A 25,435-nucleotide genomic window follows, 5' to 3' on the forward strand; every position below is an offset into this window, starting at 1 on the left:
TTTCGAAAAACGCGGCTGCACACGCACGTCTACCGGTCGGCCAGGCTATCGTCCGTCCCCGTCGACGAGCGCCGCGACGTCGTCCAGCCCGCCGACCTCGTAGGTCGGGTCGACGGCCAGCGACCGGTCGGCGTTGTGGTCCCGGCGGAGGAAGGCCACGTCCAGGCCCGCCCGCTGGCCGGCGACGACGTCGCTCTCGCTGTCGCCGACGTACAGCGGGTTCGACACCGAGAGGTCGGCCATCGCCTCCTCCAGAAAGGTCGGGCGGGGCTTCTTTCTGGTCAGGCTCTCGCGGGTGGGCGAGCGGGCGCGGACCGTCCCGAAGTGGTGGGCGAGGTCGTAGTGGTCGAGGACGAACTCGACGATCCGGGTCTGGTTGTTGCTGACGATGCCGGTCGGCGCGTCCAGGTCGGCGAGCGCGTCGACGTCGTCGTAGGGTGCCTTCCGGCCGGCCGTGGTCTCGGCGCGGAGGGCCTCGTCCACGCGGTCGTCGCGGTAGCGCCACAGCCGCTCGGGGTCGAGCCCGTAGCGCTCGCTGACCGCGCGGAGTTCGTCGTCGGCGACCGCGAGGCTCAGCGTGTCCACGGCGTCCGCCGGCGGGTCGTCGATACCGGCATCCAGCAGGGAGGTACGTGCCGCGTCGACCAGCGCCGTCTCGTCACCGAGGGTGACGATGACACCGTCGTGGTCCAGCAGCAGCGAGTCGTAGGCCATCAAAACAGCGGGTCGTCGTCCAGCCCCGAATCCTCGTCGGTTTCGAACGCGTCCGGCGGGCGGCCGGCCTCGTCGACCACCTCGTCGGAGACGATGATGGGGCAGTCCACGCGGAGGCCGAGCGCGATGCCGTCGGAGGGGCGGGCGTCGAAGACGGCCTGCTTGCGCTCGCCGCCGTGGTACTGCTCGGTGTCGATTTTGGCGTAGAAGGTGCCGTCGGCCAGGTCGTCGATGCGCACGCGGTCGATGGCCGCCCCGAACTCCGCGACCATCTCGACGAAGAGGTCGTGTGTCAGCGGGCGCTCGAAGGGCTCGCCCTCCAGGGCGAGTTGCATCGACTGGGCCTGGTCGGAGCTGATGAAGATGGGGATGAGTTCGCCGCGGGCCTTCAGGACGACGACGGGCGCGCCGGGACCTTCGTCGCTGACGCCGACCCCGACGCCCTCGACCGTAGCCTCGTGTTCCATGCACGTGGCTACGGGAGCAGGGTATGAAAAGACTGTCCGCGTAGCGCGCGCTGGCCGCGCCTCCCACCGAGAGTCGGACTTCGCCCCGCCAGGACGGTCCGAGCCGAATTAATCCGGATTAAATCCGATTTGACGACGCTTAATTCGGCCAAATTCGGGCAGTAGACGGTTTGAGCGCGTCCCCCCTTCAAGTGAGTCCGGGCCACAGCCGAGAGTGCGATGAATCTCACAAAGATTGCGAGCGTGTTCGTGGCAGTGCTGCTGGTCGCCACCGCCGGCGCCGCAGCGATGCCCGGGAACGCGCCCGCGGACTCCCAGGCTGGACAGGCAGACGACAACTACGACGGCAGTGCCGACGACCCCGCAGCGGACGCGGCCAACGCGAGCGACGCGGCCGCACAGGACGAGATGGCCGCACAGGGTCAGGCAAACGAGAGTGACGCCCACGCGGCCGCAGCCAGCGCCGACCAGCGTCGCGGTCCCCCCTCCGACGCCGACGAGCGCCGCGGCCCGCCGACCGACATGCCCGCGCAGGTGCCCGACTTCGTGACGCAGATTCACGACCTCGTCAACCAGAAGCTCGACGGCACCATCGACAGCCTCGGCGAGATGATCGCCGACGTGACGCCGGGTGACGAGCAGTCCGACCAGGCCGCTGACGGCGACGCTGCCGGCCAGAGCGACGACGAGATGAACGACGAGCAGCAGACTGACGACGAGCAGTCCGACGGTGACGGCGAGCAGTCGGGCGCTGACGGACAGCAGACCGACGGCGACGCCGAGGACAGCGAACAGGACGACGCCGAGAGCGAGCAGTGACGGTCCGTAGCTGGCTGTCGATTCACACCCGCTGACGACGACGCCCCACCCGCACCGACGCGAGCGCGACGCTTTTTTACGTGCGCTGCCAACTGAGAGGCATGGCCGGTCCACTCGGCGAGGAGACGCAACTCAACCGCACGCGAGCGGCGCTGTACATCCTCCCCTTTGTCCTGCTCGGCGTCGGGAACCTCCTCCTGTTGCTCGGCTGGGGACTGCGGCCGCTGTGGGCCTTCCTCATCCTGCCGCCAATCATCTTCGTCAGCATCATCGGCTACATCGCCTTCCGGACCGGGCTGGCCGGCAACCGGCTCGACGACGAGGAGAGCCCGGTCGGCGAGCGGTGACTATTCCAGAAGGTCGTCGACGGCAGCGCGCGCGGCCAGCGCCGCGTCGTCGGCCACCCGGTCGGGGTCGGCCGTCCCGCCGCTGGCGTTGATGTAGACGTCCACTTCGAGCACGCCGTCCTCGAAGGAGACGGTCACGTCGAAGTCCTCGACGTCCGACCGCGAGAAACGAGAGAAGACGACGTCTTCGGCGGCCTCTGCCGCCGTCTGGACGACCTCGTCGTCGGTGGGGTCGTCCGGCGTCGACATTATGCGCCGCCAGCGCCGGGGCCGCCCATCGGACCGCCGCCGGCACCGCCCAGCATCTGCTGGAGTTCCTGCTGGAGTTCCTCGAACTGGTCCTGAACGCGCTCCTCCTGCTTTTCGAGGGTCTCGACGCGCACTCCGAGACTGTCGACCTTCTCTTCGAGGTCGTCCTTGGCCGTCTCGTAGTCCGTCTTGACGAGGAGTTCGCCGACCTCGCGGTACATCGTGGCGTCCTCGTCGATGTCGTCGAGTTCGTCCAGCGCGGTCTCGGACTCGTTGAGCTGTGTCTCGGCCTGCTGTTTCTGCGCGGCGACCTGCTGGGCCGTCTCCTGTAGGTCCTGCAGTTCTTCGAGTTTCTCCTGTGCTTCCGGCGGAAGATTACCCTGCATACCCACCACCTGGGTGCCCGCCGTGGTAAACCCTTGCTTTCGATGATGGCCTCACGCGACGACGTCGCCGGCCTGCTCGGCGACGCTGACGAGCGAGAACCAGGTGTTCAGGCCGGCCCGGAGCGCGACAAGGTCCGTCGCTTCGACGGTGAGTTCCAGCCGCTCGTCCTCGCGGGCGAGACGGACCGTCGAGCGGTCGCCGTCGATGTCGCCGACCTCCGGGCGGATGGCACGCTCGACGCGGCGGGCGCGCTCGGCGTCGTCGTAGTCGAAAGTGAGAACAGCGTCGTGGACGCGGTCAGTTGACGTCGACTTCCTTGATGTCACGGCTGCGCTCCTTGAGGAGCACGCGGTGGCCGCAGTACGGACAGCGCACGCCGCCGTACTCGTCGAGAGTGACGTCGCGCTTGCAGCGGGAGCACTTGTAGCTCATATCGGATACTCGTGCTGGACGCCCTTAGTCCTCGTCCTCGCCGAGGGCGGCGCGGATCGAGCGCGTGACGGTCTTGCCGGCCGGGGTCTCGGGAGTGTAGGCGCCACCGGTGAAGGTGTAGCCGCAGGCCTGGCACTCCCAGACGCCGGTCCCCTGGCGGTCGACCCGCTTCTCGCCGCAGTCGGGGCAGGCGTGGTCGTCGTGCATCTCGTCCTCGATCTGGTTGACGCGGCGGCGGGCGACGCGCCCGTATCGAGCGCCGAAGCGGCCGGCACTCCCGGTGCGTCCCTTCTGTTCACTCATAGTACCGTACTCTCTACGCAGCGAACCAATAACCCCTACGATTCCAAGCCGCGACGCGTCCGAAAAATGTTGCAGTCACGGTACTGTGGCCGCGTGTGCGAGTCAGCACGTAACCGCCGTACAGCTCGCCTGTCGTTACGGTTGTGCGAACCGAAGAGAGCGATGCGGCGCTCCCTCGGTCTCGGTTTCGTCCCTATCCAGTTGCGTTGACCGTCACGTTCGCAGCGTCGGTGACGGGTTCACCGTTTGCGACGTACGGGCCGTCATCCGTCCCGTTAGAGGCGACGAAGTCGTATATCACATTGTTGTTCGTGTCGAGGTGCGGCATCGCGATGAGCGTCTGATCTTCGGTCAGCTCCGTCTGGTTGAACGTCGCGCCAGGGACGTCGAACAGCCGGAAACTAACGTTCTCGGAGGTTCCTGGCTCGAGGAACACGGTGGAGCCGACGACACTATCGACGACCTCTCCCTCCAATAGACTCTCATCGTGGATGGCGATGAAACCTCCCTCCGGGAGAGTCACCGAGTCGACAACGAGTCTGGTACCATCAGACTCCTGGTCGGAGAAGGAGACCGTGGCTGCTTCGGCCGGTTCTTCCTCCTCCACTGGCTCTTCTTCAGTCGCGTTCGCGTCCACTGGCTCTTCTTCAGTCGCGTTCGCGTCCACTGGCTCTTCTTCAGTCGCGTTCGCGTCCACTGGCTCTTCTTCAGTCGCGTTCGCGTCCACTGGCTCTTCTTCAGTCGCGTTCGCGTCCACTGGCTCTTCTTCAGTCGCGTTCGCGTCCACTGGCTCTTCTTCAGTCGCGTTCGCGTCCACTGGCTCTTCTTCAGTCGCGTTCGCGTCCACTGGCTCTTCTTCAGTCACGTTCTCGTCGGGGGCTGCCGTCTCGTTGTCGACAGGAGCAGGCTCTTCGGGCTGCTCTTCGACGATGTTCACCTGCACCGTGTCCGTGTTGTCACCGTCGTCCGCCTCGATGACGTAGGTACCGGGCTGGACGCCCTGGGTGCTGAGGCTGACGCTCCAGACGCCGTCGAGACCCCACTCGTCGGTGGAGTTGACGTCGAAGACGTCGACGCTCGGGCCTTCGATGACCTCGACGGAGATGGTGTTGTCGTCGGGCTTGCGGTTGGTCAGCCCCTGGACCACCATCGTCGAGTTGACCGGGACCGGACGGATGTCGCCCTGCCGGAGGTTCTCCTCAGTGCCGACACTCTCGATGGACGTCGAGCCATCGGCCAGGCGGAACGACTCCTGGATGGAGAGGTCGTCACTGGCAACCTCGTCGGTGGTCTCGTCGCTGATGCGGTCCAGCACCTGGGCCTGGGTCAGTCCCGTCCCGATGGTGTTGACGTAGCTCTCCAGGGCAGCCAGCGAGGCGCTGGTCTGGCCGGGCAGGATGCCGTCACCGGCAACGCCGTCCCGGCCGAGGCCGATGACAAGTCCCTCGATGGCACCCTCGTTGAGCTGGCGGCCATCCTGGGTCACCAGCGGGATGTCCTCCTCGTCGAAGGTGTCGTCGTCGTCGACGGTCACCTGTTCGGTCGCGACGCGACCGCGTGAGTCGACCATGATGACGAGCACGTCGTCGAGCCCGGGGGCGGTCCCCAGGACGTCGACCGTACCGTCCTCGACGGCGATCTGCGCGTTGATGGTGCGGAAGGACCGCGCCTCTTCGAGGCCCGGCTCCTGCACGAGCAGCGCCGACTGCGAACTCGTGGCGCTACTGAACTCGGAGGTGGTCAGCGTCTCGCGGAGCTGGTTGGCGTCACCGCGGGCGTCCTCGGCTTCGACGACGCCGATGCGGTACCGGCCGGGGATGGAGAAGATGTCCGTCGCCTGTGACAGCACGACGTCCTCCTCCTCCCACTCGCCGGCGGAGTCGACGTTGATCGCGTCGTCGTCGTTGAGGTTCCCGTCCTCGTTGATGTCGACGAGTTCCCAGTCGCCCTGGTCGCGGGCGTAGATGGCGACGCTGTCGACGCCGGGGGCGGCGTCGCCCCGGACGTCGATTTCGGACCCGGCGACGTACGTGCCGACGGGCGAGGTGAAGACGAGTTCACCCTGCTCGACCTGCAGCGTCTTGTCGTCCTCGGTGTCGCTGAGGTCGGCCGCGACGTCCTCCAGCGAGGTGCCGGCCTCGAAGAGGTCGACTTCGATGGAGGCGTCGTCGAGGAACGCGGTGTCTATCTGCCCGACGCCGAGGCCAGTGTCCTCGTCAATCTGGACCTGTGCCCACGCGAAGTCCGAGACGTTGTCACCGTTCGTGTCGAAGGTGCCGCGGTCGATGACGTCCTGGATGTCGCGGAACACCCGCTGGTCGACGCGGTCGTTGCGGAACTCGTCGCGCTCGATGACGACGTAGTGTTCCGCGCCGGCCGTCGAGCCGCGGATGGTGTAACCGACGTTCTGACCGCGCGTCGCCTGGTCACTGTCGAGGTCCAGACTCACGTCCGTCTCGGTCGTGACCGAGAGGGAGGAGGTCCGGGAGGCGGGACCGAAGTCGAGGTTGTCCCACCCCTGGACGGTGATGGTGTAGTCACCGGCGTCCAGGTCGCTCACGTCCAGCGCCCAGTAGGCCGCGTCGACGCTGGTTCCGTTGAGCTGTGACTGGTTGAACTGGCCGACGCCCTGAAGATAGACGACGCCGGTCCCGGTCCCGCGCTGTCCGGGGTTGGAAACAGCGTCGGGGTTGTTCGCAAAGGGACCGGAGAGTCGCTGGCGCTGGGCCTCCGAGAGCTGGTCGACGTCGCCCAGCACCGTGCCGGTGACGTCGTTGCCGTTCTCGTCACGGACGACCAGTTCGAGGTCCTCCGCGAACTCGAAGTTCCACTCCGCCTCGATGAGGAGTAGCTCGTCCTCCTGGACTGAGGAGCCTTCGACGTTGATGCCACGCTCGTTGCGCACGTCAAGGTCGGTCACGCGCGGCGTCTGCACGGTCACGCCCGGCTGTGACGCCTGACCGTTGACCGCGTACTGTCCCGGGGGCTGGTCGGTCGGGATGGGGCTTTCGAGGGGCTGTCCCTCGGCGTTGCCCGCGACGCCGACCAGCTGGGCGACGTTGATCGGGTTACCCTGGGCGTTGACGAAGTTCAGGCCATCCTCGCCCTGGAACACGACCGGCTTATCTGTCGTTATTTGTACGTTGCGCTCGCCGCCGACGCCGGGGTCGAACTGCCCGGCGGGCCCTCCACGTTCGACCGTGGCCGCGAGCACGCCGCCAAGTGTCATCGAGGAGAGGATCATTACGGCGACGGCGAAGAGAACGCTCGATGTTCCGAACGAGAGTTCTGTTTGCTTTTGTCTCATAATTTTATCATATTTGTTTGTTGTTTCTACTCTGAATAGTGTTGGACCAATTGTCGGTATCTATGGATAATCTGGTCTCGTGGTCTGAACCCTCCATTCCGTCCGGACCCTACGACATATCCGGTGATTGTTATTCGGTACTGTACTGAGGCTAAGGCGACCGTAGGTTCGGCGGGCCGCGAGGGGGTTCAGAACAACCTCGGAATACTGACGACCGGGTCGAGAGTAAGGCGAGGTTCACGAGGGTGGGCCGACGTTACCGGCCCCTGGGTCGGGATTACCGACGCACGTGCCGGCGGCCGGGCGTGAATAACCGAACGCTATCGCACCACGGCTCGGCGTTCGGCCGGTGGGCTCGCCTGGCTGAGTAAGCGTGGGTACCAGACACACAATCGCGCTGTTACTGGTAGCGCCGTTTCGGTAAGGGGAGTACCGTCCGGAGGACGCCCGGTCCCCGACGGAGTACGGAGTGACTGAGACACCCCCGTCCGTGCGGGTAGTTGCCGCGGTGTCGTTCGCCCGCACCCGGAGGCCCAGGCGTAACTTGTCGCTAGTCCGCTCGAATCCCCCCGCCGTCGTGTAGGCCGCGGAAACCCGGAGGAGGTACGTCGAGGGAGTGGCGGTCGGGTCGGTTGCGACCGGGACAGTGAGCGTCCGGCTGTCGCCGGGGGCCAGTTCCGGGACGAAGACACTCGTCCGGCGGGTCCGGTCGTCGCCGAAATGGACGGGTGGGTCGGCGCTGACCGTCAGACCGATGTCGCTCGCAGTCCGTGTCCCGGTGTTCGAGAGGGCGAACGAGACGGTTCCCTCCTGCCCGGGCGAGAGCGGCGGGGAGGCCGCGGGCGTCACGACGAGACGCGGTTCGTCGGTGACGACAACGGGCACGGTGACGAGGCGCGTTCGCGTCCGGTCCGTGTACACCGGGTCGCCGTCGCCGTACCGGACCGCGGCCGTGTACTGGTAGGAGAGTCGCAGCGGGAGGCTGTAGGTGCCGGGCCGGAGGCCGTCGGTCACGCCGACCGAGAGCGTCACGGGCACCGCCTCGCCCCGCCCGAGTTCGCCGACCAGCGACGCGCCGCGGCGGACGACGAGCCCGTCGGTCAGCGGGGGGTCGAGCCGGTCGGTCGCCACCTCGACGCGGAGGTTCCGGGCCGTCACGACGCGGGACTCGAACTGCTCGGGGCCGCCGCGGAGGAGCGTCCCGGCGTTGGCGACCGAAAGGGCCAGTTCCTGGCTGTCGCCCCAGGTGAGCCGGTTCCCCGTGGCGACGACTTCCAGCGTCGGGTTGCCGACCACGGTCCCCTCTGCCGGCGGGATGGGCTGGGCGAGCGAGCCGCCGACGGCGACCGTGGCGACGAGGAGGACGAGCGGGGCGTATCGCATCGCCTAGAGTACTACGCCCGCGCGGCGCTTAGTCTGTGGGCTCGGCGGTCACTCCTGCAACTCCGCGTCGACGAGCGCCTCGTTGAGGTCGGCCCGGACGTGCTCGCCGAGTTCGCGGTCCCGCGCGGTCGTCACCACGCGGTTCTCCTGGACGCTGGAGCCGTCCCGCACCAGCAGGCGGACGTTCCCGTTGTCGTCCGCGCGGGTCGCCTTCGCGCGCAGGCCGGTCCGCGACCCCGACCCGCCGGCGTCGATGGGGCCCGGCACTATCTTCTTGACGTGAGGGTGGCCGGCGACGACCTGCAGCGCCTTCCGGCCCTTCCGACCGCCGATGAGCGTCGAGTGGGTGCCGCCGAGTTTCTCCGCGACGCTGGCCTCGACGACCTCGAGTGCGGGCTCGCCCCGGCGGTCGATGACCCGCTGGACGGGGTCGTCGGCCTCGACGCGGTAGAACTCGTAGTGCAGTTGCGCGCGGACCGCCTGGAGCACGTCGCGGTTTCCGGTGGCGTAGACCTCCTCCGGGCGCTTGCGCCGCACCTCGTCGGCAATCTGGCCGGCGAAGTTGCGCAGTTCCGCGATGGTGCGCTCGCTGTCGGGGTCCTCGGGGGTCGTCGTCACGACGTACTGCCCCAGGACCGTCTCGCCGTCGAGCGTCGTCACGGTGGCCCGGTCGCGTTCCAGTTCGAGGACGACGGTGTCGGCGTTCTCGGTGTGACAGACCAGGCAGTAGTCGCCCGGCCTGTCGAGTGGCGTCGCGCACTGCCGACACTCCATGGACCACGGTAGGGGGCGGCGGGCCGATAAGCGACGCGCTTCGGGTCAGTGGGCAGCGAGGTCAGCGAGCGGCCGGATCGCGCTTGAGATACTCCCGGAGCACCACCGTCGCGTACGACCCCCGCGGCAGGGAGAAGGCGAAGGTGAGCGGGTCCCGGTCGATAGTGAGGGCCGTCCGGACGGCGACGGCGCGGCGGGTCCCCTCGGAGTGGAACTCGTCGGGGAGGTCGAAGTCCGCGGGCTCGATTCCCACCGCGTCCAGCACCGCCCGTTCGACGTCGCCGGGGTCGCCGTCGGCCAGTTCCGTCTCGGTGCCCACGAGCGGCGCGGTCACGAACGCCCGGCCGCGCTCGCAGTGGCGACTGACCGAGCGCACCCGCCCCTCGGTGACCCGCTGTGTCCGGTCGGTGTCGGGGACGGTCAGCCCCTCCGGCGCGTCGCGGTCGGCAAAACAGACCACGTCGCCCTCGACCGGTTCGGCGAAGGGCAGGCCCCGCTCCAGGCGCGCCGAGAGGATGCGGTTGAAGACGTACGACTGGGCGGCGTTGACGAACAGCTGCTGGAGGTTCGTCGGTGCGGTTTCGAGCGCCGCCCGAAAATCGCCCGGTTCGTCGTCGCCCTCGACCAGTCGGTGGAGCATCGCCCGCTCGTAGCCGAGGTGGCCGGGGTACTGCTCCAGCGCGGCCGCCCAGTCGCGGGTCTCCTCGACGAACGCGCGCGCCTCGCGCGTGCGCTCCGGTTCGTAGTCCGACGGATTCCCGACGTAGGCCATGACCGCGCCCTCCCAGTCGCCGCGGGCGATCGCCAGCCCCACCTCGTGGGTGACCGGCCGGCGACTCCCGAATCGCTGCTGGCCGAAGTAGTTTGGGACCGCGACGGTCGTGTCGTCGCCGTCGCTCGCGCCAGCGAACTCCCGGAGGTCGGCGGTGATTGCGTCGACGTTCTCGGGCGCGTCGGGGTCCCGGACCGTTATCGCGAAGTCGTTGCCGGCGAGGTCGCCAAAGAGGACCGGGCGGCCGGCGCGACCGACCACTTCGACGTCGGCGTCGGGGAGGTCCGGCAGGGCATCGGAGTCGATGCCGTCGACCGAGAACAACTGTGTCGTGACCGCGCGCTTGTCCTTCGTCCCGGCCCAGGAGACGCGCTCGCGGGAGATGCCAAGTCTGTCCGAGAGCGCGCCCGCGAAGTCGTTGGTGTCCCAGTCCGAGAGCGTGACGCGGAGCACCAGGTGGGGGTACGCGCCGGGGTCGGCGTCGACCGGTTCGGTCGCGAACAGTTCGCGCTCGGTCACGCGGAAGTCCGCCGGCGAGTCGCGGAGGCGGCCGCCGATGCCGTCGGCGTCGCTGACGTAGTAGTCCATGCCGACCGCCCGCTCGACGTCGTGTGCCTCGCGCATCTGTCGGGTGTGACGCAACGGGGCGGTAAACACCTGTCGAGGCTGCAACGGCAGCGAAACCCACACGCATAAGACGCCGTATCGGACAACTGTCTCCAAAGCATGGTCGAGCACACCAGAACGCTCGGGTTCAAAATCGCGTTCGCGATGGGCCTGGGCACGATGATTGCCGCGGGCATCTTCTCGCTGTCGGGGACTGCGGTCTCCCAGATCGGCTCCAGTGCGGTCATCGCTTTCGTCATCGCGGCCGTCGTCGCGGGCATCACCGCGGCGTCGTACTCCGAGTTCGCCTCTATCTACGCCGAGAACGGTGGCGGGTACCTGTTCAGTTCGCAGACCTTCGAGGACCGCGAACTGCTTGTCTACGGCATCGGCGCGTCGCTGTTTCTCGGCTACACCGGCACCACGGCCTTCTACCTCGCGACGATGGACGAGTGGTTCTTCCAGTTCATCATCCCGAAGACGCTGGCGCTGCCCGAGTTCGTCCCGATGGTCGACGCGCTCACGCTCCCCCACGGGACCGTCGGCGTCGTCGCCGCCCTGCTCCTGGGCGGGCTGAACGCCCGCGGGACCGAGGAGTCGGGGGCCTTCCAGCTCATCGTCACGAGCGCGAAGGTGGCGGTCCTGCTCGTGTTCATCGGCGGAGCCATCGCCTTCGCGGGAATCGGTGGCTCGGCCGGCGAGTTCACCGGCTCCTTCCAGAACGAACCGGTCGGCATCATCTCCATCGCCGCCACCGCCTTCATCACGTTCTTCGGGTTCTCCGCCATCGCCGCCAGCGCCGGCGAGATTATCGAGCCGCGCAAGACCGTCCCGAAGGCCATCGCCGCCAGCATGGTGACGGTCACCGTCCTCTACACGCTCGTCATCGTCGCGCTGGTGAACGTCCCGGCCGAGCACAGAGAGTTGCTGCAACTCGGCGAGACGGCGATGGGCGAGGTGGCGCAGGTGTTCATCGGCCCCGCTGGTCAGGCGCTCATCGTCGCCGGCGCGGTGTTCTCGATGGTTTCGGCCTCCAACGCCTCCATCCTGGCGGCGTCCGGTATCGGGTCGCTGATGGGACGGCAGGGACAGGCCCCGCGGCGCTTCTCGCGCATCCACCCGCGCTTTGGCACCCCGTTCTGGAGCGTCTCCTCGGCGACGGGCGTCATCGTCGCGCTCATCGTCCTCTTCATCGCGGTCATCCCCCACAGCCTGACGCTGCCGGCCGTCGGCGAGGTCACCATCGGCCTGTCCGGGCTGACCGGCTTCGCGACGTTCAACCTCCTCCTCCCGCTGTCGGCGGTCAATCTCGCGCTCATCTACTCCCGGCGGAAGTACCCCGAACTCGACCGCCCCTTCCGGGTGCCGCTGGTGCCGGTCCTGCCTATCATCGGCATCCTCGCCAACCTCGCGCTCATCACGAACCTCCCCACGTCGGGGGTCGTCGCCGGCGTCCTGGTGGTCATCGCCGTCGTCGTCGGCTACCTCATCTGGGGCGGCGCGCCCCACGTCGAGGACCTGTTCGAGGAAATCGAGCCGGCCACGCCCGCCGGCGAGGGCGAACCGGAGAACGACCGGTACCGCGTGCTCGTCCCCATCGCCAGGCCCGAGCGCGCGCCGACGCACGTCAGGCTGGCGTCGCTCGTCGCCCAGAGCCGAGACGACGACCCGTTCATCGAGGTGCTCAACGTCACGCAGATTCCCGAGCAGACGCCCAACGAGATGGTCACGGAGACGGCGAGCAAGCGGGTCGACCGCGTCCGCGAGGCGCTGTCCGGCGTCGACATCGACACCGAGTACGCCGTTGAGGGCCACATCTGCCGTGACATCGCCTTCGATATCACACAGACCGCCCGCAACAGCGAGGCCGACCTCATCCTGATGGGCTACCCCGAAGAACACCACGAGGTGACCGAGAGCGTCGCCTACAACGCCCCCTGCGACGTGGTGTTCGCCCGCGGGTTCGAGGCCGACACGGACCTCCGGAAGGTCCACGTCGGGGCAGGGGCTGGCCCGCACCACCTCGCGGCACTGCCGCTTGTGGACGCACTCGGCAGCCAGGGCACCGAAATCAACCTCGTCAGCGTCAGCGCGACTCAGGAGGGGACGCCGGAGGACCCCGGCGAGACCCTCAGCCGACTCTCGGCGGACGTGACGACGGTCGTCCACAAGGTGACCGCCTCCTCGGTCGCGGACGGCCTGGTCGCGACGGTCTCCGACGAGGGCGGCGTCCTCCTCATCGGTGCCTCGCGGGACCGGCGGCTGCGCCAGTGGGTCTTCGGGAGCACGCCGGACCAGGTCATCGAACTGGCCGACAGCGCCGGCGTGCCGGTGCTCATCTACTCCAGTTCCATCGGCATGCGCGGCCAGCTAGAGGACTGGCTGTTCCCGGTGTATCGCTACCTGCGAAAAGTGTTCGGACGGACGCGCCGACAGCCCCAGCGGGCAGACGAACAGGAAGCGTAGCGAGGACGAGCCGCTCACCGAGACACACCACGCGCGAATGCAGTAGACTACCAGCCGCCAACCTACAGCTGCACACCCCGCATCGTTGCCACGCCCGCTCACCCGGTAACGCCTAACTGGCGCACATCCGAGACAAAAACTATACAGACTGCTGAAACTATAGCGGAACCCATGGCTGACGAGCCCTCCACTCACTCTCGGCGCGCAGTAATCGCTGCTGGCATCTGTTCAGTTGCCTCGGTGTCAGGCTGTTCCATGCTGGAATCGGACCCGCCGATGCTCGACGTAGTCTTCATCAACAATACCGACGGTCGGTTCGTCATCACGGTACATCTCCTTGCGAGCGGGGACGGCCACTCGAACCGAGAGGTCATCGACGTCGAACCACAGGAGGAAGTTCGGCGCGAGGACATCGCCGAAAGCCAACAGTATCTCATCGAATACGACGTCGACAAGATTGTCGATGGTGACCCGCTACAGACCGACCACGACCACGCTCACTTCTATCCGACAGACGGCGGGGACGAGCCCAGTGTTGCATTCGATATCGTCGGTTCGGGAACCCTGAATAAACGGACATCTTAATTGGGATCGACTAACAGCATCCGTCTCCCCAGCTGATTTCGTGGCGATGCGCACCGAACTGGTGACCGATACGCGCGCTGCATACAGTAGCCACGGGACGAACTACCGTGCTCCTATCGAAGCAGAAATTCGAGATGGAGAGTCTCGACCGGGCCCGGATGCGTCCGTCCGAGGTGAAAAGGGGGACCTGACGGATACTGCCTCAGAGCAGTTCCGTCACGTCGTCGTAGTGCGTGATGTCGACGCCGTCGTCGGTTATCTCGGCGATGACCAGCCCGTTGCCGGAGCCGGTGTCGCGTTCGGTCGCGGCGTTGATGGCGCGGGCGGCCAGCGTCTTCGCTTCCTCCAGCGACATGTCCTCGTCGTACTGGCGTTCGAGCGCGCCGTGGGCGAGTTGCATCCCGCTGCCGGTGACGGTGTAGTCGTCCTCCATGACGCCGCCGGCGGGGTCGATGCTGTAGACGTGGCTGCCCTCCTCGTCGACGCCGCCCAGGATGGGGTTGATGGCGAAGAAGGGGCCGCCGCGGGCGAAGTTGCCCGCCAGCGTCGCCAGCGCGCTAATCGAGAGCGGTTCGCCGCGACGGGTCTCCGTGAGGCTCGCTTCCGCACGGAGGTTGCGGATAAAGGACTGCGCGCCGCCGACGGAGCCGACCAGCGTCAGCGCGGCCGTCGGGTGGACCTGCTCGACCTTCTGGACCTGCTTGTTGGAGACGAACCGGCCACCGAGCGAGGCCCGGCGGTCCGTGCCGATGACGACGCCGTCGGGCGTGGTGATGCCGACGGTGGTCGTCCCGGTCTTGACGACGGTGTCGTCGTCGGCTCCCTCGCTGGCGCTGGGGATGGACCCCAGTTCCGGCTCGTAGGGGTCGCGGACGGGGTCGTTCATTGGTCACCTCCGAGCTCGCGCTCCTCGATGTGTGGCGCAACGTCCTCGGACTGGAGCGTCTCGAACTGCTCCGTCTCGACGTCGACCGTCGCGACGTGGACGCCGTGGGCGTCCAGCGGCTTGTCGTCGGCCTCGGCCAGCGACTCCAGCGCGAGTCCGATAGCGCCGTCGAGGTCCATCTCCGTCGAGTACTCGGATTCGAGCAGCGACATGATGTCCTCGCGGCCGCCGCCGACTGCGGTGGCCTGCCACTCGTAGGGCGTCCCGGACGGGTCCGTCTCGAACAGCCGGGGTTCGCCGTTCTCGATGCCGGCCACGAGTAACGCGACGCCGAAGGGGCGCGCGCCGCCGGTCTGGGTGTACTGCTGGATGTGGTCGGTCAGTTCCTTCGTCAGCGTCTCGACGCCGATGGGCTCCTCGTAGCGGAGGTGGTTGACCTGCGCCTGCCGCCGGGCGACGTCCACGAGCTGGCGGGCGTCGGCCACGTGGCCGGCGCTCGCGATGCCGACGTGGTCGTCGATCGTGTGAATCTTCTCGATGCTGTCGCGCTCGATGAGCGGGGACCGTGCCTGTCTATCGGCCGCGAGGACGACGCCATCTGCTGCGCGGATGCCGACGCTCGCGGAGCCGCGCGCGACCGCCTCGCGCGCGTACTCCACCTGGTAGAGCCGTCCGTCCGGCGAGAAGATGGTTATCCCGCGGTCGTATGCCTGCTGTTGATTGTCTTGCATTGTAAGGGGGAGAGTTCTGTACTCACCACAGGTAAGGGATAGTTATTTATAAGGGTTCTGTCGCCTGCAATCTAGCTCAGTAGAGGGAAAGTTCGCCGGTAACGGCGTCGACCGCGCGGTCCTTCGCGGGGCCGACCGCCAGCGCGCTGGCCGTGCCCGGGTCGAGTTGCGTGTGGCCGGCGTCGCGGACCACGGCGTGTGGCAGTCGCTCGCTTTTGGCCTTCTCCGCGAGTTCGAACAGCTCCGACTCGCTGTCGGCCCGGAGGACGACCTTCTTCTGGCCCTCGCCCTTCCAGGCGGACCGGGTCTTCGCGTCGGCGTCCTCGTAGGCCATGAGCGAGGCGTGGGCGACCTGGGCGGCGAGTTTGCCCGCGCCCATCCCGAGGTCCTTCCGGGCGACGATTGCCTGCTTCATAGACACGCTCGGGGCCGGGCGCACTAAGGCCTGACCGTCGGGGCAAGGCGAAGCCGGGAGACTTTAAGCCCCGACAGACGCTTTGGAGAATATGATACTCTCGGACGCGGACATCGCCCGGCGGCTCGACGAGGGTGACCTCGTCATCGAGCCGCTGGACGACCCTGAGTTGCAGATTCAGCCCGCCAGCGTGGACCTGCGCCTCGGCCAGACCTTCCTGGAGTTCCAGCACGCCAACATCCCCTGCATCCACCCCAACAGCGAACAGGAGGTCGAGGAGTACGTCGAGGAGACCGACGTCGGCGAGGACGGCGAGTACGTCCTCCACCCCGGCGACTTCGTGCTCGGGACGACCCACGAGCGCGTCGCCATCCCCGACGACCTCATCGCCCACGTCGAGGGGCGCTCGTCACTGGGCCGTCTTGCGATTGTGGTGCATGCAACTGCGGGACTGGCGGACCCCGGGTACGAGGGGCAGATTACGCTCGAACTCTCGAATCTCGGCCGGGCACCGGTCGCGCTCACGCCAGGCATGCGCATCTCGCAGCTCACCTTCACCGAACTGAAGACGCCCGCCGAGCGACCGTACGGTGCCGAGCGCGGCTCGAAGTACCAGGGCCAGACCGGGCCGCAGGCGTCGAAGATACAGGGCGATAGAGAGTTCGGAGGCGACCAATGACGGGGCACGAGCAACGGCGAGTGTCCCGTCGGTCGTCGGCGAGAAACGATGTGGAGTTCGGAGGCGACCAATGACGGGGCACGAGCAACGGCGAGTGTCCCGTCGGTCGTCGGCGAGAACCGACGGAACGGACGGCGGCGACCAGTAACGATGCGCTTCATCGAAGAACTCGTCGTGGAGGAGTTTCTCCCCACGTTCCGGTCGCTGCTGGCCGAACAGTTACGCGAGCGCGGGCTGACCCAGAGCGAGGTCGCCGAGTTGCTGGGCATCAGCCAGAGCGCCGTCTCGAAGTACGTCCACGGCGACGTCGAGCGCAACGCGCGCCTGGCGGACAGCAAACGCCTGCAGGAACTCGTCGACCGCCTGGCCGAGGGGCTGGCCGGGGGCGACATGACGCCGGTCGAGGCGCTGGTCGAGGCGGAGGTGTGCATCCGCGAACTCGAACGCGGCGGGGTCCTGTCGGACCTCCACAGCGAGGCCGTGCCAGGCCTTGCGGACTACGGCGCGGACTTCTCGGTCCACGACCCGGACAGCCGGCTGCGCGAGGCCGGGCGCGTCCGCGGGTCCGTCCGGCGCGGGCTTCGCGTGCTGGAGAACACGAGCGGGTTCGCGGGACTGATTCCCGCCGTCGGCTCGAATCTCGTCGAGGCGCTGCCGGAGGCGTCGACCATCGAGGACGTGGCGGCCGTGCCGGGGCGCATCCTCGACGTGGGCGGGCAGGCGACCGTGCCGGGCGAACCGGAGTTCGGCGTCAGCCAGCACGTCGCGAGCGTCCTGCTGGCGGCGATGGCGGCCGGCAGCGACGCCCGCGCGGCGCTGAACGTCGCCTACGACGAGGTGACCGTCGCGGCGCTGGCCGACGAGGGCCTGACCGTCGCCGAGTTCGACCCGGAGGCCGACATCGACGCGGCGCTGGCGACGACGCTGTCCGAGACGCCCGAGGCCGACGTGGTCTACCAGACCGGCGGGATGGGCATCGAACCCATCGTCTACATTCTCGGCCCCGACGCCGTGACGGTGGCCGAAAAGCTCCGCGCGGTCGCATAGATGCCCACGCCCGTCCAGCGGTACTACGGCCGGTGGGCGACCCTCTACGACCGCGTGGCGGACCTCCCCGGCCTGCGCTCCTGGCGGGCGGCGACAGCGGCCCTGCTCGACCCCGCGGCCGGCGACACCGTCGTCGAGATGGGGTGTGGCACCGGCGCGAACGTCCCGTACCTGCGCGAGCGTGTGGGACCGGACGGTCGGGTCGTCGGTGTCGACGTCACCCGCGAGATGCTCGACCGGGCGGGCGAACACAGCGAGCGGACGGGACCCGGAATCGACTACGTGCAGGGCGACGCCACCCGGCCGCCGCTTCGGACGGCCGATGCAATCCTCGCCACCTTCGTCGTCGGCATGTTTGCGGACCCGGCGAGGGTCGTCGACCGCTGGTGCGACCTGGTCGGTCCCGGTGGCCGGGTTGCGCTGTTGAACTTCCAGCGCAGCGACCGGGCGCTCGCGGCACCGTTCAACGTCGCCTTCGAGGGGTTCGTCCGGCTCTCTGCGCCGGGGGGGCGATTCACACGCTCCTCGCAGGCGGCGGCCTTCGAGCGGCGAGTCGACGCGGCCCGCGAGGCGCTGGTCGGGCGAACCGAGCAGCGACAGTTCGAGACGTTCGCGGGCGGCTATCTCGGCGTGCTGGCGGGAACCGTCACGGCGTAGTCACGGACCGAGAATTCCGGTGGCGAGGCCCAGGCCGATGAGCACGCCGACGGCCCCAATCAATCGGGTGAAGAGCAGCCGCGTCTGTGTCGGCTCGATGTGACCGTCGACCGGGCCGCCGGCCCGTCGGCGGATGGCGTAGGCGGTCATCTCGCGGGGCTTGAGGAGGTTCAGCAGTCCAATCAGGGCGAAGACGACGCCGAACAGCCGGAAGACCAGCAGGCCACCGGACTGGAGGGGAACGAGCGGGGGCATACCCGAACAGTGGACCGCCGAGGCTTGAAAATCTTTGCCGCAGCGGGCCAGCTACGGCGCGTACCGGTCGGCGTGCGTGTCGCAGAACTCGGGCTCGCGCAGCTGTGCCTCGACGACCCCCGGCTGGCGGTGGGGATTGTGGAGCCGACAGCCCTCGGCGTCACAGAATGCCTCGCCGGTGGCGAGGTAGTGGTACGCCTGGAGGACGTAGCCCTTCAGCGCCTCGGTCGTGCGGGGGTCGTCGGCGACGAGAAAGTCCCCGTCGACTTCCTCCTCCAGCACCTCCCGCGGCGGCGCGTCGCCGGCGACCAGGGCGTGTTTCTGCTTCTCCTTGTAGTATTGCTCGGGCTTGGCGGGGGCCTCGTAGAGTCCGGGAACCGAGACCAGTGCGGGCTGGCCGAAGACGTTCACGCGCTTGTGCCAGCGGCCGTCGTGGTCACCCCAGGTGCCCAGCGCGCGGTCCAGCAGCGGGACGTGGAGGTGTGCCAGCGTCCGCTCCCCGTCGGGGATGCGCCGGCCCAGCCGCTCCTGGACTGCCAGCCCGTCGTAGAGGACGCCGCCGGCGCGCTCTGGACTGTCCAGCGCGCGCTCCTCGTAGCGGACGATGCCGAGCATCGTGTTGCCCGTCTCGCGGTCGTACGGCGAGAGGACCCGCGTCTCGGCCAGTTCCGCTGGCAGGTCGTCGTCTGCGTACAGCGAGAGGAATCGGTCCCTGACCGTCACCGTCGCGTCGACGCGCTCGCGCAGCCAGTCGGCCAGCGCGTCGGCGTCGGCCCCGGTCGTCGGGGCGCGGTAGAGCGTGACCGTCTCCATGGTATTTGGTGGTAGTACCACCGACTAAAACAGTTTGTGCTCGACCGGGCGTCAGGAGTCGCCGGGGACGGTCACGCCGTCGTCGGACTCGCAGTCGTCGAGGTAGTTGGTCACGCTCACCGTCTCACCGCCGTCGGAGTGGGGGTAGACGCCGCGGAGGTCGCCGTCCTCGTAGACCGCGAGACACATGATAGGGAGTGTCAGGACGTCGCGGCTCTGGCCGATGAGCGGGGAGACTGTCCGGCGCTCGAAGGGCGGCGTAATCGAGCGGTCGTGCTCGTCGGCCCAGAGCAGGAACTCCTTGAACTGCTCGACGACGCTACCGTGTTCTGTGTGTTCTGAGATAGCCAGTTCGTCGGGCCAGGTCTCGACGGAGAATCCGCCGATTTCTTCGCGCGCCGCGAGCGCACTCAGCCGGTCGATGACCTCCGTCCGGGGACCACAGACCGGCCGGCGGGTCCAGAGGACCATCTCCGGGCCCGGCGCGTCGGTCTCGTCGGTCCCCGCGGCTTCGTGCTCCGTTTTCGATGTATCGTTCGTTGTCGAGGCCATTACGAACCCATTCATCCACATACTGGCGTCGCTAGTAGAAATACCTTGAGTGAAATGCGAGAATTGCCAACGTATGTCCCGTATTATAATTGCTGGCTGTTCGATCGGAGACTAGCGGGAGTCGGGCGAGCCGTCTCAGCGCCAGGCGTCGAGTTCGACGACGTGGTCACACCGGAGCCACTGGTCGGTACCGGTGCCTGCCAGGATGACGTAGTCGCCCTCGGTCACGAGTCGTGTTTCCATACACGGGAGAAGGGACTGCGACCACCCAAGTACGGCACCTAACAGGTTGTGTCGAAAAACCGGAACGGGCGAAACGGGCGAGTGGGTGCTCCCCCCGGGAAGCCGCGGTGGCAGTGACCCACCGCTGCCCCACGACGCCAGCGTCAGTCGTCGGCGGGGCTCGCGCGGGTGGTCATGTCCACGTCCTCGGCGTCGACGCCGAGTTCGTCGATTGCGGCCTGGGCGGCGCGCTTGCCCGACAGCAACATCGCGCCGAAGGTCGGGCCCATCCGCGGGAGGCCGTAGGTCGTCGCCGTGGCCATCCCGGTGACGACGAGGCCGTCGTGGGCGAGGCCGGTGTGTTCGACGACGGCGTCCTCGCTCTCGCCGACCCACATCGAGTCGTGCCCCGGCGAGTCGTGACCGGGTGCACCGTAGGAGTCGTCGCCGGTCTGGTCCATGCCGCTGGCCTCCTCCTCCAGCCCCGGCGCGTTCAGGACGCCGCGCTCGTCGAGTTTCTTGACCGCCATAGCGTCGTGGCCGGTGGCGTCGATGACGAGGTCCGCCTCGACGGCGATGGGGTCGACGCAGGTAATCTCGCGGGGCAGCGCGTGCACCGGCGTCCAGTTCATCACGATGCCGCCGACGCGGTGGTCCTCGCGGATGACGATGTCCGTGAACTCGGTCATGTTCTGCATCTTCGCGCCGGCGTCGCAGGCAGCCTTGATGAGGCCCGAACAGGCCTCCGGCCCGTTGGCGACGTACAGCCCCTCGCTATCCTGCGATTGCTTGTAGTCCACGTCGAGTTCGTCGAGGACGTGGTGGGCCGGGCCGCGGACGGTGACCTTGTTCATCAGGAACCCGCCGAGCCAGAAGCCGCCGCCGAGGTAGTTGTTCTTCTCGACGACCATCGTCTGGACGCCGCGCTCGGAGAGTTCCTTCGCGGCCATCAGCCCGGAGGGACCGCCACCGACGATGATGACGTCCGAATCCGAGAAGTCCATGAACTCCTCGGTCCACTCCTGGCCGATCGCGCGTGTTACTTCCGCCTCGCCGACGTCGCTGAACTGTTCGAAGTTGTCGGATTCGCCCATACCACCCAGTCATACAACAGAGTCATTGAAAGACCTTTTGGTGAGGAGACAGGACTGCCGGCGAGAAAATCGAGTAACCGGCGAACTCAGGGCCAGTCGTGGACGCCGTCCGGGCCGTAGACGGCGGGGTCGTCGGTGGCGGCACAGACCGCCCAGGAGCGGGCGGGCGTCGACTCTGCCGGGAAGAGGTGTTCGGGAACCAGCGGCATCGCGACGGGGGTGTAGCCGCCGCGGCGCATCGCGGCGACGCCGGCGAAGGTGGCGACCACCTCGCCGCGCTCGGTGACCGCGAACTGCCCGTCGTCGGTTCGGGCGTAGGCGTGGCGGAACGTCCCACGGTCGGGGCAGGCCAGCGCGTCGACGTGTTCGAAGACGGCGACCACCTCGTCTGCCGCCGAGAGTTCCAGGCGCGGTCGGTCGGCACCGACGCGGACCTCGCGCCACTGCAGACGCTCGGGCGGCGCGCGGACGCAGGCGTAGGTGCCATCCGAGAGGGGAACCCGGTCGGGGCCGCTGTAGAAGCGCCGCCCCTCCGGGTCGTCCGCGGCGAGTGCCGTCGGCGTCTCCAGGACGGAGGCGACGACGCGTGCCAGCGCCTCCGAGCCGTCGGGAGCGGGGGCGACGAACAGGCAGTCCTGCCCGGCGTCGAGCGCGGCAGCGAGACGCGGGACGACCGCCTCGGGGCCGACGCTGGCCTCGGTCAGCGGTTCGATTGCAATCGGTCGGGGGTCGTCGACGAGGCCGACGGCGTCGGCGGTCGGGTCGGCGAGCGCGGGCGGGTGGCCGGGACCCGGGTCGGCGTCCACGTCGTAGCCGGCCCGCGCGCACAGGTCGACGCCGATGTCGCGGACCGAGGCGTAGAGTACCATCGGCGGAGAGAGGGGCGGGACGGCAAAGAGTCGTTCGCGTCCCGGGGTAGCGGTGCCGGAAACGGCGAGTCAGACGCCGGCGACGAGCGTCGCGGCCCAGGCCGCGGCGGCCGTCGCGGCCACGCCGAGAGCCAGCAGGGCGGCGTTGGCGACCGGGTTCTTCGCCTTCACGACGTCGTAGGTGTAGTGGTCGTCCCGGAACGGGGTGAAGGGCGTGACGCCCATCGGCGTGAGCGCGTCGGCGGCGACGTGCGAGAGGATAGACAGCGTGCCGACGGCGAATCCGAACGCGCCGACGCCGACCGCCGCGAGCGGACCGCCGCCGGCGACGGCGACGCCGGTCGCACCGACGAGGCCGCCGACGGCCAGCGCGAACCAGACGGTGTGGGTCGGGCCGCGGTGGGCGACGCCGGGGAGTCGCTGGTCGACGTCGGGCAGGGTCGCCAGTGCGAGCGCACACGCACCGCCGAGCAGCGCGAGGTCGGCGAGGCCGGCCGCGAGAGTTGCGAACCCCAGCGGGGCGTACGCGAGCAGGGCGGCCCCGGAGTGGCCGGTGCGGTACATGGCCCTACCCGTCGGTAAGTTCGTCGGACGCAACGGTGTCGCGTGCGACGTCGGCGTCGACGTCGATTTGCTGGACGAGGTCGACGAGGTCGTGGAGCTGTGGGAAGGTGTAGGCGGTCAGGTCGACATCGTCGTCCCCGGCCGTAATCTCCGTATCGAGCACGACGGCGATGTCCTCGTCGGGCCAGCCGCCCATCTTCTGGACGATCGCGTGTGCGGGTCCGTAGGTGAACGCCGGCGTCCCCATGTCGATGGTGGTGTCGAGGACGTTCGCCCAGCCGTCGATGTAGGCCGAGGTCATGATGTTGCCGACCTCCTGGATGGCCGACCGCTCCATGTCCGAGAAGCCGCCGTCGGTGCTGGCGTCACCGGGGAGCATGAGCCGGGCGAGGCGCTTGCTGTCGCGCGGCCCGAGCATGAAGAGGACGTACCCGTTGGGCGGCTCGGTCAACTGGACGTGGATACCGACCTTCTTCTCGTCGCCGAGGTGGGTCTTGACGTCCTCCATCGCCAGCAGGTTGAGCTTCGAGACCTGTATCTCGGCGTCGATGCCGGTCATCTGGCTCAGGCTGTCTGCCACCCGCCTGGACCCCTCCTTGGAGATCTTGTTGAAGACGTCCAGTTTCCGCACGTCGACCTTCAGACTCATACCCGTTCGTGGGCGCGGGAACCCGTAAATACCGCGGATGCCCGTTCGCGCGACGCTGTCTGCGGGTCCGCCGGGGGTTGCAAAACATCCAACACGGAGGCCGCCGTCCGGGTGCGTATGGGTTCGACACCGACGACGGTCGCGGACATCATGTCCACGCCCGTCGAGACGATACGACCAGACAGGACGCTGACCGAGGCCGCCACGGCGATGCGGGACAACGACATCGGCGCGCTACTCGTGACGACGGCTCCACCCTCGATTCTCACCGGAACCGACATCCTCGACGCCGTCGCCCAGGGGAGAGACACGTCGAAGCTCGACGTCAGCGACGTGATGACCGAGTCCGTCGAGACGGTCCCCCCGGACCTCCAGTTGAACGAGGCGGCGGCGATGATGACGAACTTCGGCATCAGCCACCTGCCGGTCGTCGACGACGACTACGTCGGTATCGTCTCCTCGACGGACATCACCGCACACCTCTCCTGACGCCGGGTCCTATTCGGGTCCCGAAAGTTCGCCCTCGCGAATCGCTTCCTCCGCCGCCACCAGCGCCGCGTCCGGGTCGAAGGCCTCGACGACGCCCCGGAGGTCGGCCTCGCTCGCGTCTGCAAGGTCGCGGGCGTGGGCGGTCACGTTCGGCACCGCGCGGATGATGTTGTCGACGATGGGGACCGTCGCGCTGCGCGCCGACCGCGAGAGCGGGTTCAGGTCGACCACGATTTCGGTCTTGCCCGCGTCGGCCAGCGCCTCCGCGCGGTCGCCGTCCTCCAGCGGGACGACCACCACGTCGGCGTCGCCGATGCCGTCCGCGTCCACCTTCGCGCGCTCGTGGTCCAGGCCGGGAATGCGGCCGTCGGCAGTCAGTCCCTTCACGTCCTCCGCACCGTGGTCGCGGAGGTGGTCCGCGATGGCTGCCATCCGTTCCTCGGTCCGGTTGAACAGGTTCACCTCGACGTCCGCACCCGTCGCATCTGCGAGTTCGACCGTCTCGCCCGGGACCAGCGCGGCGACGTTTCCGTTGACGGAAATAACGGGATGGTCCGCGAGCAGGAGGCGTGCGGCGGCGGCGCGGGCGGCCTCGTCGGCGCTGGGGATGGTCTCCTCGCCGAGCAGGTAGTCGAAGACCTCGCCGCGGCCCTGCGCGATGAGTCCCTGCTGGCTCGTGATGCCCATCTCGACGCCGGCCTCGATGCGGTGACGGGTCAGAAGCGACTCGTACCGCGGGTGACTCTCCGGAACCTCGACCTCGTCCATACCGGATGGCAGAGTGGGACGGTGAAAAGCGATGCTGTCCCGGTCGAAAGTCCGAACATCCGGGAGGCTGTACCTCTCTCCATGTCGGAGCGGGAGGCGGGTGAGAGCGCGGAGACGATGCGCGAGCGAGCAGCGGGGAGCCGCTGGAAGCTCTGGCTGTTGCTCGACGCGGACCGATGGGTCGTCACCGCGGCCGTGCTGGTCACCATCTTCGGCGCGCTCGTCGCGGTGAGCGTCGCCTCCCCGGTCACGCTCCGGGAGGCCCTCGGCCAGTCGGACCCGGTCGAGACGCTGTTCCAGGCGCTGGTCACCGCCATCATCACAGGCGTCACGCTGGTCGTCACCATCACGCAACTGGTCCTCTCGCAGGAACTCGGGGCCGTCGGCGACCAGCGCGAGCGCATGGAGGGGGCGCTGTCCTTCCGCCGTGACGTGGAGGAGGTCATCGACCTGCCGGTAAGCCCGCCGGAGCCGGCGGCGTTCCTCCAGGCGCTCGTCGAGGCCGCACAGGCCCGCGCCGAGGACCTCGCCGGGGCAGTCGGCGCGAGTCACGACGAGACCCTCCGCGAGCGCGTCGACACCTACACCGCGGGGCTGGTAGACGACGCCGACCTGGTCGCGGACCGGCTGGCCGACGCGGAGTTTGGCACCTTCGGGGTGGTCTTCGCCGCGCTCGATTACAACTACTCCTGGAAGATATACGAGGCCCGCCGCCTGCGCGCCGAGTACGGCGACACACTCTCGGAGGAGGCGACGGACGCGCTGGAGGGGGTCGTCGAGACCCTGCGGTTGTTTGGGCCCGCCCGGGAGCACGTCAAGACGCTGTACTTCCAGTGGGAACTGACGAACCTGTCGCGGACCATCCTCTACGCGGCCGTGCCGGCGCTGGTGGTGGCTATCGGCGGAGTGCTCTTTCTCGACTCCCCCGGGACCGTCACCGGGACGACGCTTGGCGTGGACAACCTCGTCCTCGTGGTCGTCGGTGCGACCACAGTCTCGCTTGCACCTTTCGCGCTCCTGCTCGCGTACGTGCTGCGCATCGCGACGGTCGCGAAGCGGACGCTGGCCATCGGCCCGTTCGTCCTCCGGGAGACCGACCGGTTGGAGAACATCGAGTGGGAGGACGACACGTGA

General features: G+C 68.1%; 31 protein-coding genes. 9 read left to right on the forward strand and 22 right to left on the reverse strand.

All coding sequences use genetic code 11. The features are described 5' to 3' along the window. Positions 1-45: 45 nt before the first annotated feature. Together WDJ57_RS08395 and WDJ57_RS08400 are read right to left on the reverse strand one after the other, a co-directional pair. A complete protein-coding gene (locus tag WDJ57_RS08395; protein ID WP_338905512.1) occupies positions 46-714 on the reverse strand; it encodes an HAD family hydrolase in 669 nt (222 codons plus the stop codon). Then, positions 714-1,181, reverse strand: coding sequence for a bifunctional nuclease family protein (locus WDJ57_RS08400; protein ID WP_338905513.1), 468 nt, complete (start codon positions 1,179-1,181; stop codon positions 714-716). Before WDJ57_RS08400 ends, WDJ57_RS08395 begins: the two co-directional genes overlap by 1 nt. Before the next feature lie 219 nt (positions 1,182-1,400). On the opposite strand from WDJ57_RS08400, the gene WDJ57_RS08405 reads away from it, so the two are divergent. Together WDJ57_RS08405 and WDJ57_RS08410 are read left to right on the forward strand one after the other, a co-directional pair. Beyond that, complete coding sequence (locus tag WDJ57_RS08405) at positions 1,401-2,000, forward strand: hypothetical protein (RefSeq protein ID WP_338905514.1); 600 nt, start codon at positions 1,401-1,403, stop codon at positions 1,998-2,000. Positions 2,001-2,101: 101 nt separating this feature from the next. Continuing rightward, positions 2,102-2,347 (forward strand): hypothetical protein, encoded by a 246-nt coding sequence (locus WDJ57_RS08410; protein WP_338905516.1) that lies wholly within the window; start codon positions 2,102-2,104, stop codon positions 2,345-2,347. Here the strand turns inward: WDJ57_RS08410 and WDJ57_RS08415 are convergent, their stop codons facing one another. From WDJ57_RS08415 to truD, 9 genes are all read right to left on the reverse strand, one after another. Then, on the reverse strand, positions 2,348-2,596 hold the full coding sequence (locus WDJ57_RS08415) for a DUF3194 domain-containing protein (RefSeq protein WP_338905518.1): 249 nt from the start codon (positions 2,594-2,596) through the stop codon (positions 2,348-2,350). Next, the gene (locus tag WDJ57_RS08420; protein ID WP_338905520.1) at positions 2,596-2,982 is read right to left on the reverse strand and encodes a prefoldin subunit beta; all 387 of its coding nucleotides are present in this window, start codon (positions 2,980-2,982) and stop codon (positions 2,596-2,598) included. Before WDJ57_RS08420 ends, WDJ57_RS08415 begins: the two co-directional genes overlap by 1 nt. Positions 2,983-3,033: 51 nt before the next feature. Beyond that, positions 3,034-3,309 (reverse strand): KEOPS complex subunit Pcc1, encoded by a 276-nt coding sequence (locus tag WDJ57_RS08425; protein ID WP_338905522.1) that lies wholly within the window; start codon positions 3,307-3,309, stop codon positions 3,034-3,036. After that, positions 3,281-3,415 (reverse strand): DNA-directed RNA polymerase subunit P, encoded by a 135-nt coding sequence (locus tag WDJ57_RS08430; protein ID WP_338905524.1) that lies wholly within the window; start codon positions 3,413-3,415, stop codon positions 3,281-3,283. The genes WDJ57_RS08425 and WDJ57_RS08430 overlap by 29 nt, the downstream gene beginning before the upstream one ends. A 24-nt stretch (positions 3,416-3,439) precedes the next feature. Next, positions 3,440-3,718, reverse strand: a complete 279-nt coding sequence (locus WDJ57_RS08435) for a 50S ribosomal protein L37ae (protein ID WP_338905526.1) — start codon at positions 3,716-3,718, stop codon at positions 3,440-3,442. A 193-nt stretch (positions 3,719-3,911) separates the two neighbouring features. After that, positions 3,912-7,025 carry an HVO_2072 family ArtA-dependent S-layer glycoprotein gene (gene csg, locus WDJ57_RS08440; RefSeq protein WP_338905528.1) on the reverse strand — a complete coding sequence of 1,038 codons (3,114 nt, stop codon included), beginning with the start codon at positions 7,023-7,025 and terminating at the stop codon, positions 3,912-3,914. A gap of 237 nt (positions 7,026-7,262) precedes the next feature. Then, complete coding sequence (locus WDJ57_RS08445) at positions 7,263-8,408, reverse strand: COG1361 S-layer family protein (RefSeq protein WP_338905530.1); 1,146 nt, start codon at positions 8,406-8,408, stop codon at positions 7,263-7,265. 48 nt (positions 8,409-8,456) lie between these two features. Then, complete coding sequence (locus WDJ57_RS08450; protein ID WP_338905532.1) at positions 8,457-9,182, reverse strand: DUF2103 domain-containing protein; 726 nt, start codon at positions 9,180-9,182, stop codon at positions 8,457-8,459. A 61-nt stretch (positions 9,183-9,243) separates the two neighbouring features. Continuing rightward, on the reverse strand, positions 9,244-10,578 hold the full coding sequence (truD, locus tag WDJ57_RS08455) for a tRNA pseudouridine(13) synthase TruD (protein ID WP_338905534.1): 1,335 nt from the start codon (positions 10,576-10,578) through the stop codon (positions 9,244-9,246). Between the two features lie 102 nt (positions 10,579-10,680). Here truD and WDJ57_RS08460 point away from each other — a divergent pair, with 102 nt between their 5' ends. Together WDJ57_RS08460 and WDJ57_RS08465 are read left to right on the forward strand one after the other, a co-directional pair. After that, positions 10,681-13,026, forward strand: a complete 2,346-nt coding sequence (locus WDJ57_RS08460; RefSeq protein WP_338905536.1) for an amino acid permease — start codon at positions 10,681-10,683, stop codon at positions 13,024-13,026. A 171-nt stretch (positions 13,027-13,197) separates the two neighbouring features. After that, positions 13,198-13,611 carry a hypothetical protein gene (locus tag WDJ57_RS08465; protein WP_338905538.1) on the forward strand — a complete coding sequence of 138 codons (414 nt, stop codon included), beginning with the start codon at positions 13,198-13,200 and terminating at the stop codon, positions 13,609-13,611. A gap of 202 nt (positions 13,612-13,813) precedes the next feature. On the opposite strand, the gene psmB is transcribed toward WDJ57_RS08465, so the two are convergent. The 3 genes from psmB to pth2 form a co-directional block, all read right to left on the reverse strand. After that, positions 13,814-14,497, reverse strand: coding sequence for an archaeal proteasome endopeptidase complex subunit beta (gene psmB / locus WDJ57_RS08470; RefSeq protein WP_338905540.1), 684 nt, complete (start codon positions 14,495-14,497; stop codon positions 13,814-13,816). Continuing rightward, on the reverse strand, positions 14,494-15,228 hold the full coding sequence (gene psmA / locus WDJ57_RS08475) for an archaeal proteasome endopeptidase complex subunit alpha (protein WP_338905542.1): 735 nt from the start codon (positions 15,226-15,228) through the stop codon (positions 14,494-14,496). The genes psmB and psmA overlap by 4 nt, the downstream gene beginning before the upstream one ends. Positions 15,229-15,304: 76 nt before the next feature. Further along, on the reverse strand, positions 15,305-15,643 hold the full coding sequence (pth2, locus tag WDJ57_RS08480) for a peptidyl-tRNA hydrolase Pth2 (protein ID WP_338905544.1): 339 nt from the start codon (positions 15,641-15,643) through the stop codon (positions 15,305-15,307). 91 nt (positions 15,644-15,734) lie between these two features. Between pth2 and dcd the strand changes: the two genes are divergently transcribed. The 3 genes from dcd (at position 15,735) to WDJ57_RS08495 (ending at position 18,026) form a co-directional block, all read left to right on the forward strand. Continuing rightward, complete coding sequence (dcd, locus tag WDJ57_RS08485) at positions 15,735-16,322, forward strand: dCTP deaminase (RefSeq protein WP_338905546.1); 588 nt, start codon at positions 15,735-15,737, stop codon at positions 16,320-16,322. Between the two features lie 150 nt (positions 16,323-16,472). Then, positions 16,473-17,369, forward strand: a complete 897-nt coding sequence (locus tag WDJ57_RS08490; protein ID WP_338906275.1) for a thiamine-phosphate synthase family protein — start codon at positions 16,473-16,475, stop codon at positions 17,367-17,369. Continuing rightward, positions 17,370-18,026 (forward strand): class I SAM-dependent methyltransferase, encoded by a 657-nt coding sequence (locus WDJ57_RS08495; protein WP_338905547.1) that lies wholly within the window; start codon positions 17,370-17,372, stop codon positions 18,024-18,026. It begins immediately after the preceding gene. On the opposite strand, the gene WDJ57_RS08500 is transcribed toward WDJ57_RS08495, so the two are convergent. From WDJ57_RS08500 to WDJ57_RS08530, 7 genes are all read right to left on the reverse strand, one after another. Then, positions 18,027-18,281 (reverse strand): hypothetical protein, encoded by a 255-nt coding sequence (locus WDJ57_RS08500; RefSeq protein WP_338905548.1) that lies wholly within the window; start codon positions 18,279-18,281, stop codon positions 18,027-18,029. A 51-nt stretch (positions 18,282-18,332) separates the two neighbouring features. After that, positions 18,333-19,094 (reverse strand): DUF7001 family protein, encoded by a 762-nt coding sequence (locus WDJ57_RS08505; RefSeq protein WP_338905550.1) that lies wholly within the window; start codon positions 19,092-19,094, stop codon positions 18,333-18,335. 51 nt (positions 19,095-19,145) lie between these two features. Next, positions 19,146-19,646: an HTH domain-containing protein gene (locus WDJ57_RS08510; protein WP_338905551.1), complete on the reverse strand. Its 501-nt coding sequence runs from the start codon at positions 19,644-19,646 to the stop codon at positions 19,146-19,148. 386 nt (positions 19,647-20,032) lie between these two features. After that, positions 20,033-20,962: a sulfide-dependent adenosine diphosphate thiazole synthase gene (locus WDJ57_RS08515; RefSeq protein ID WP_338905553.1), complete on the reverse strand. Its 930-nt coding sequence runs from the start codon at positions 20,960-20,962 to the stop codon at positions 20,033-20,035. Positions 20,963-21,048: 86 nt separating this feature from the next. After that, complete coding sequence (locus WDJ57_RS08520) at positions 21,049-21,831, reverse strand: hypothetical protein (RefSeq protein ID WP_338905555.1); 783 nt, start codon at positions 21,829-21,831, stop codon at positions 21,049-21,051. Between the two features lie 69 nt (positions 21,832-21,900). Then, entirely contained in the window at positions 21,901-22,395 is a 495-nt protein-coding gene (locus WDJ57_RS08525) for a metal-dependent hydrolase (RefSeq protein WP_338905556.1), read from the reverse strand. Positions 22,396-22,399: 4 nt separating this feature from the next. Then, positions 22,400-23,044 (reverse strand): chemotaxis protein CheC, encoded by a 645-nt coding sequence (locus WDJ57_RS08530; RefSeq protein WP_338905558.1) that lies wholly within the window; start codon positions 23,042-23,044, stop codon positions 22,400-22,402. Positions 23,045-23,194: 150 nt separating this feature from the next. Here WDJ57_RS08530 and WDJ57_RS08535 point away from each other — a divergent pair, with 150 nt between their 5' ends. Then, positions 23,195-23,533, forward strand: a complete 339-nt coding sequence (locus WDJ57_RS08535; RefSeq protein WP_380629436.1) for a CBS domain-containing protein — start codon at positions 23,195-23,197, stop codon at positions 23,531-23,533. A gap of 9 nt (positions 23,534-23,542) precedes the next feature. On the opposite strand, the gene WDJ57_RS08540 is transcribed toward WDJ57_RS08535, so the two are convergent. Continuing rightward, entirely contained in the window at positions 23,543-24,301 is a 759-nt protein-coding gene (locus tag WDJ57_RS08540; protein ID WP_338905562.1) for a 4-phosphopantoate--beta-alanine ligase, read from the reverse strand. An 81-nt stretch (positions 24,302-24,382) separates the two neighbouring features. Between WDJ57_RS08540 and WDJ57_RS08545 the strand changes: the two genes are divergently transcribed. Further along, positions 24,383-25,435: a hypothetical protein gene (locus WDJ57_RS08545; protein WP_338905564.1), complete on the forward strand. Its 1,053-nt coding sequence runs from the start codon at positions 24,383-24,385 to the stop codon at positions 25,433-25,435.

This window comes from Salinibaculum sp. SYNS191 (genome assembly GCF_037338445.1).
GTDB classification, from domain to species: Archaea; Halobacteriota; Halobacteria; order Halobacteriales; family Haloarculaceae; genus Salinibaculum; species Salinibaculum marinum.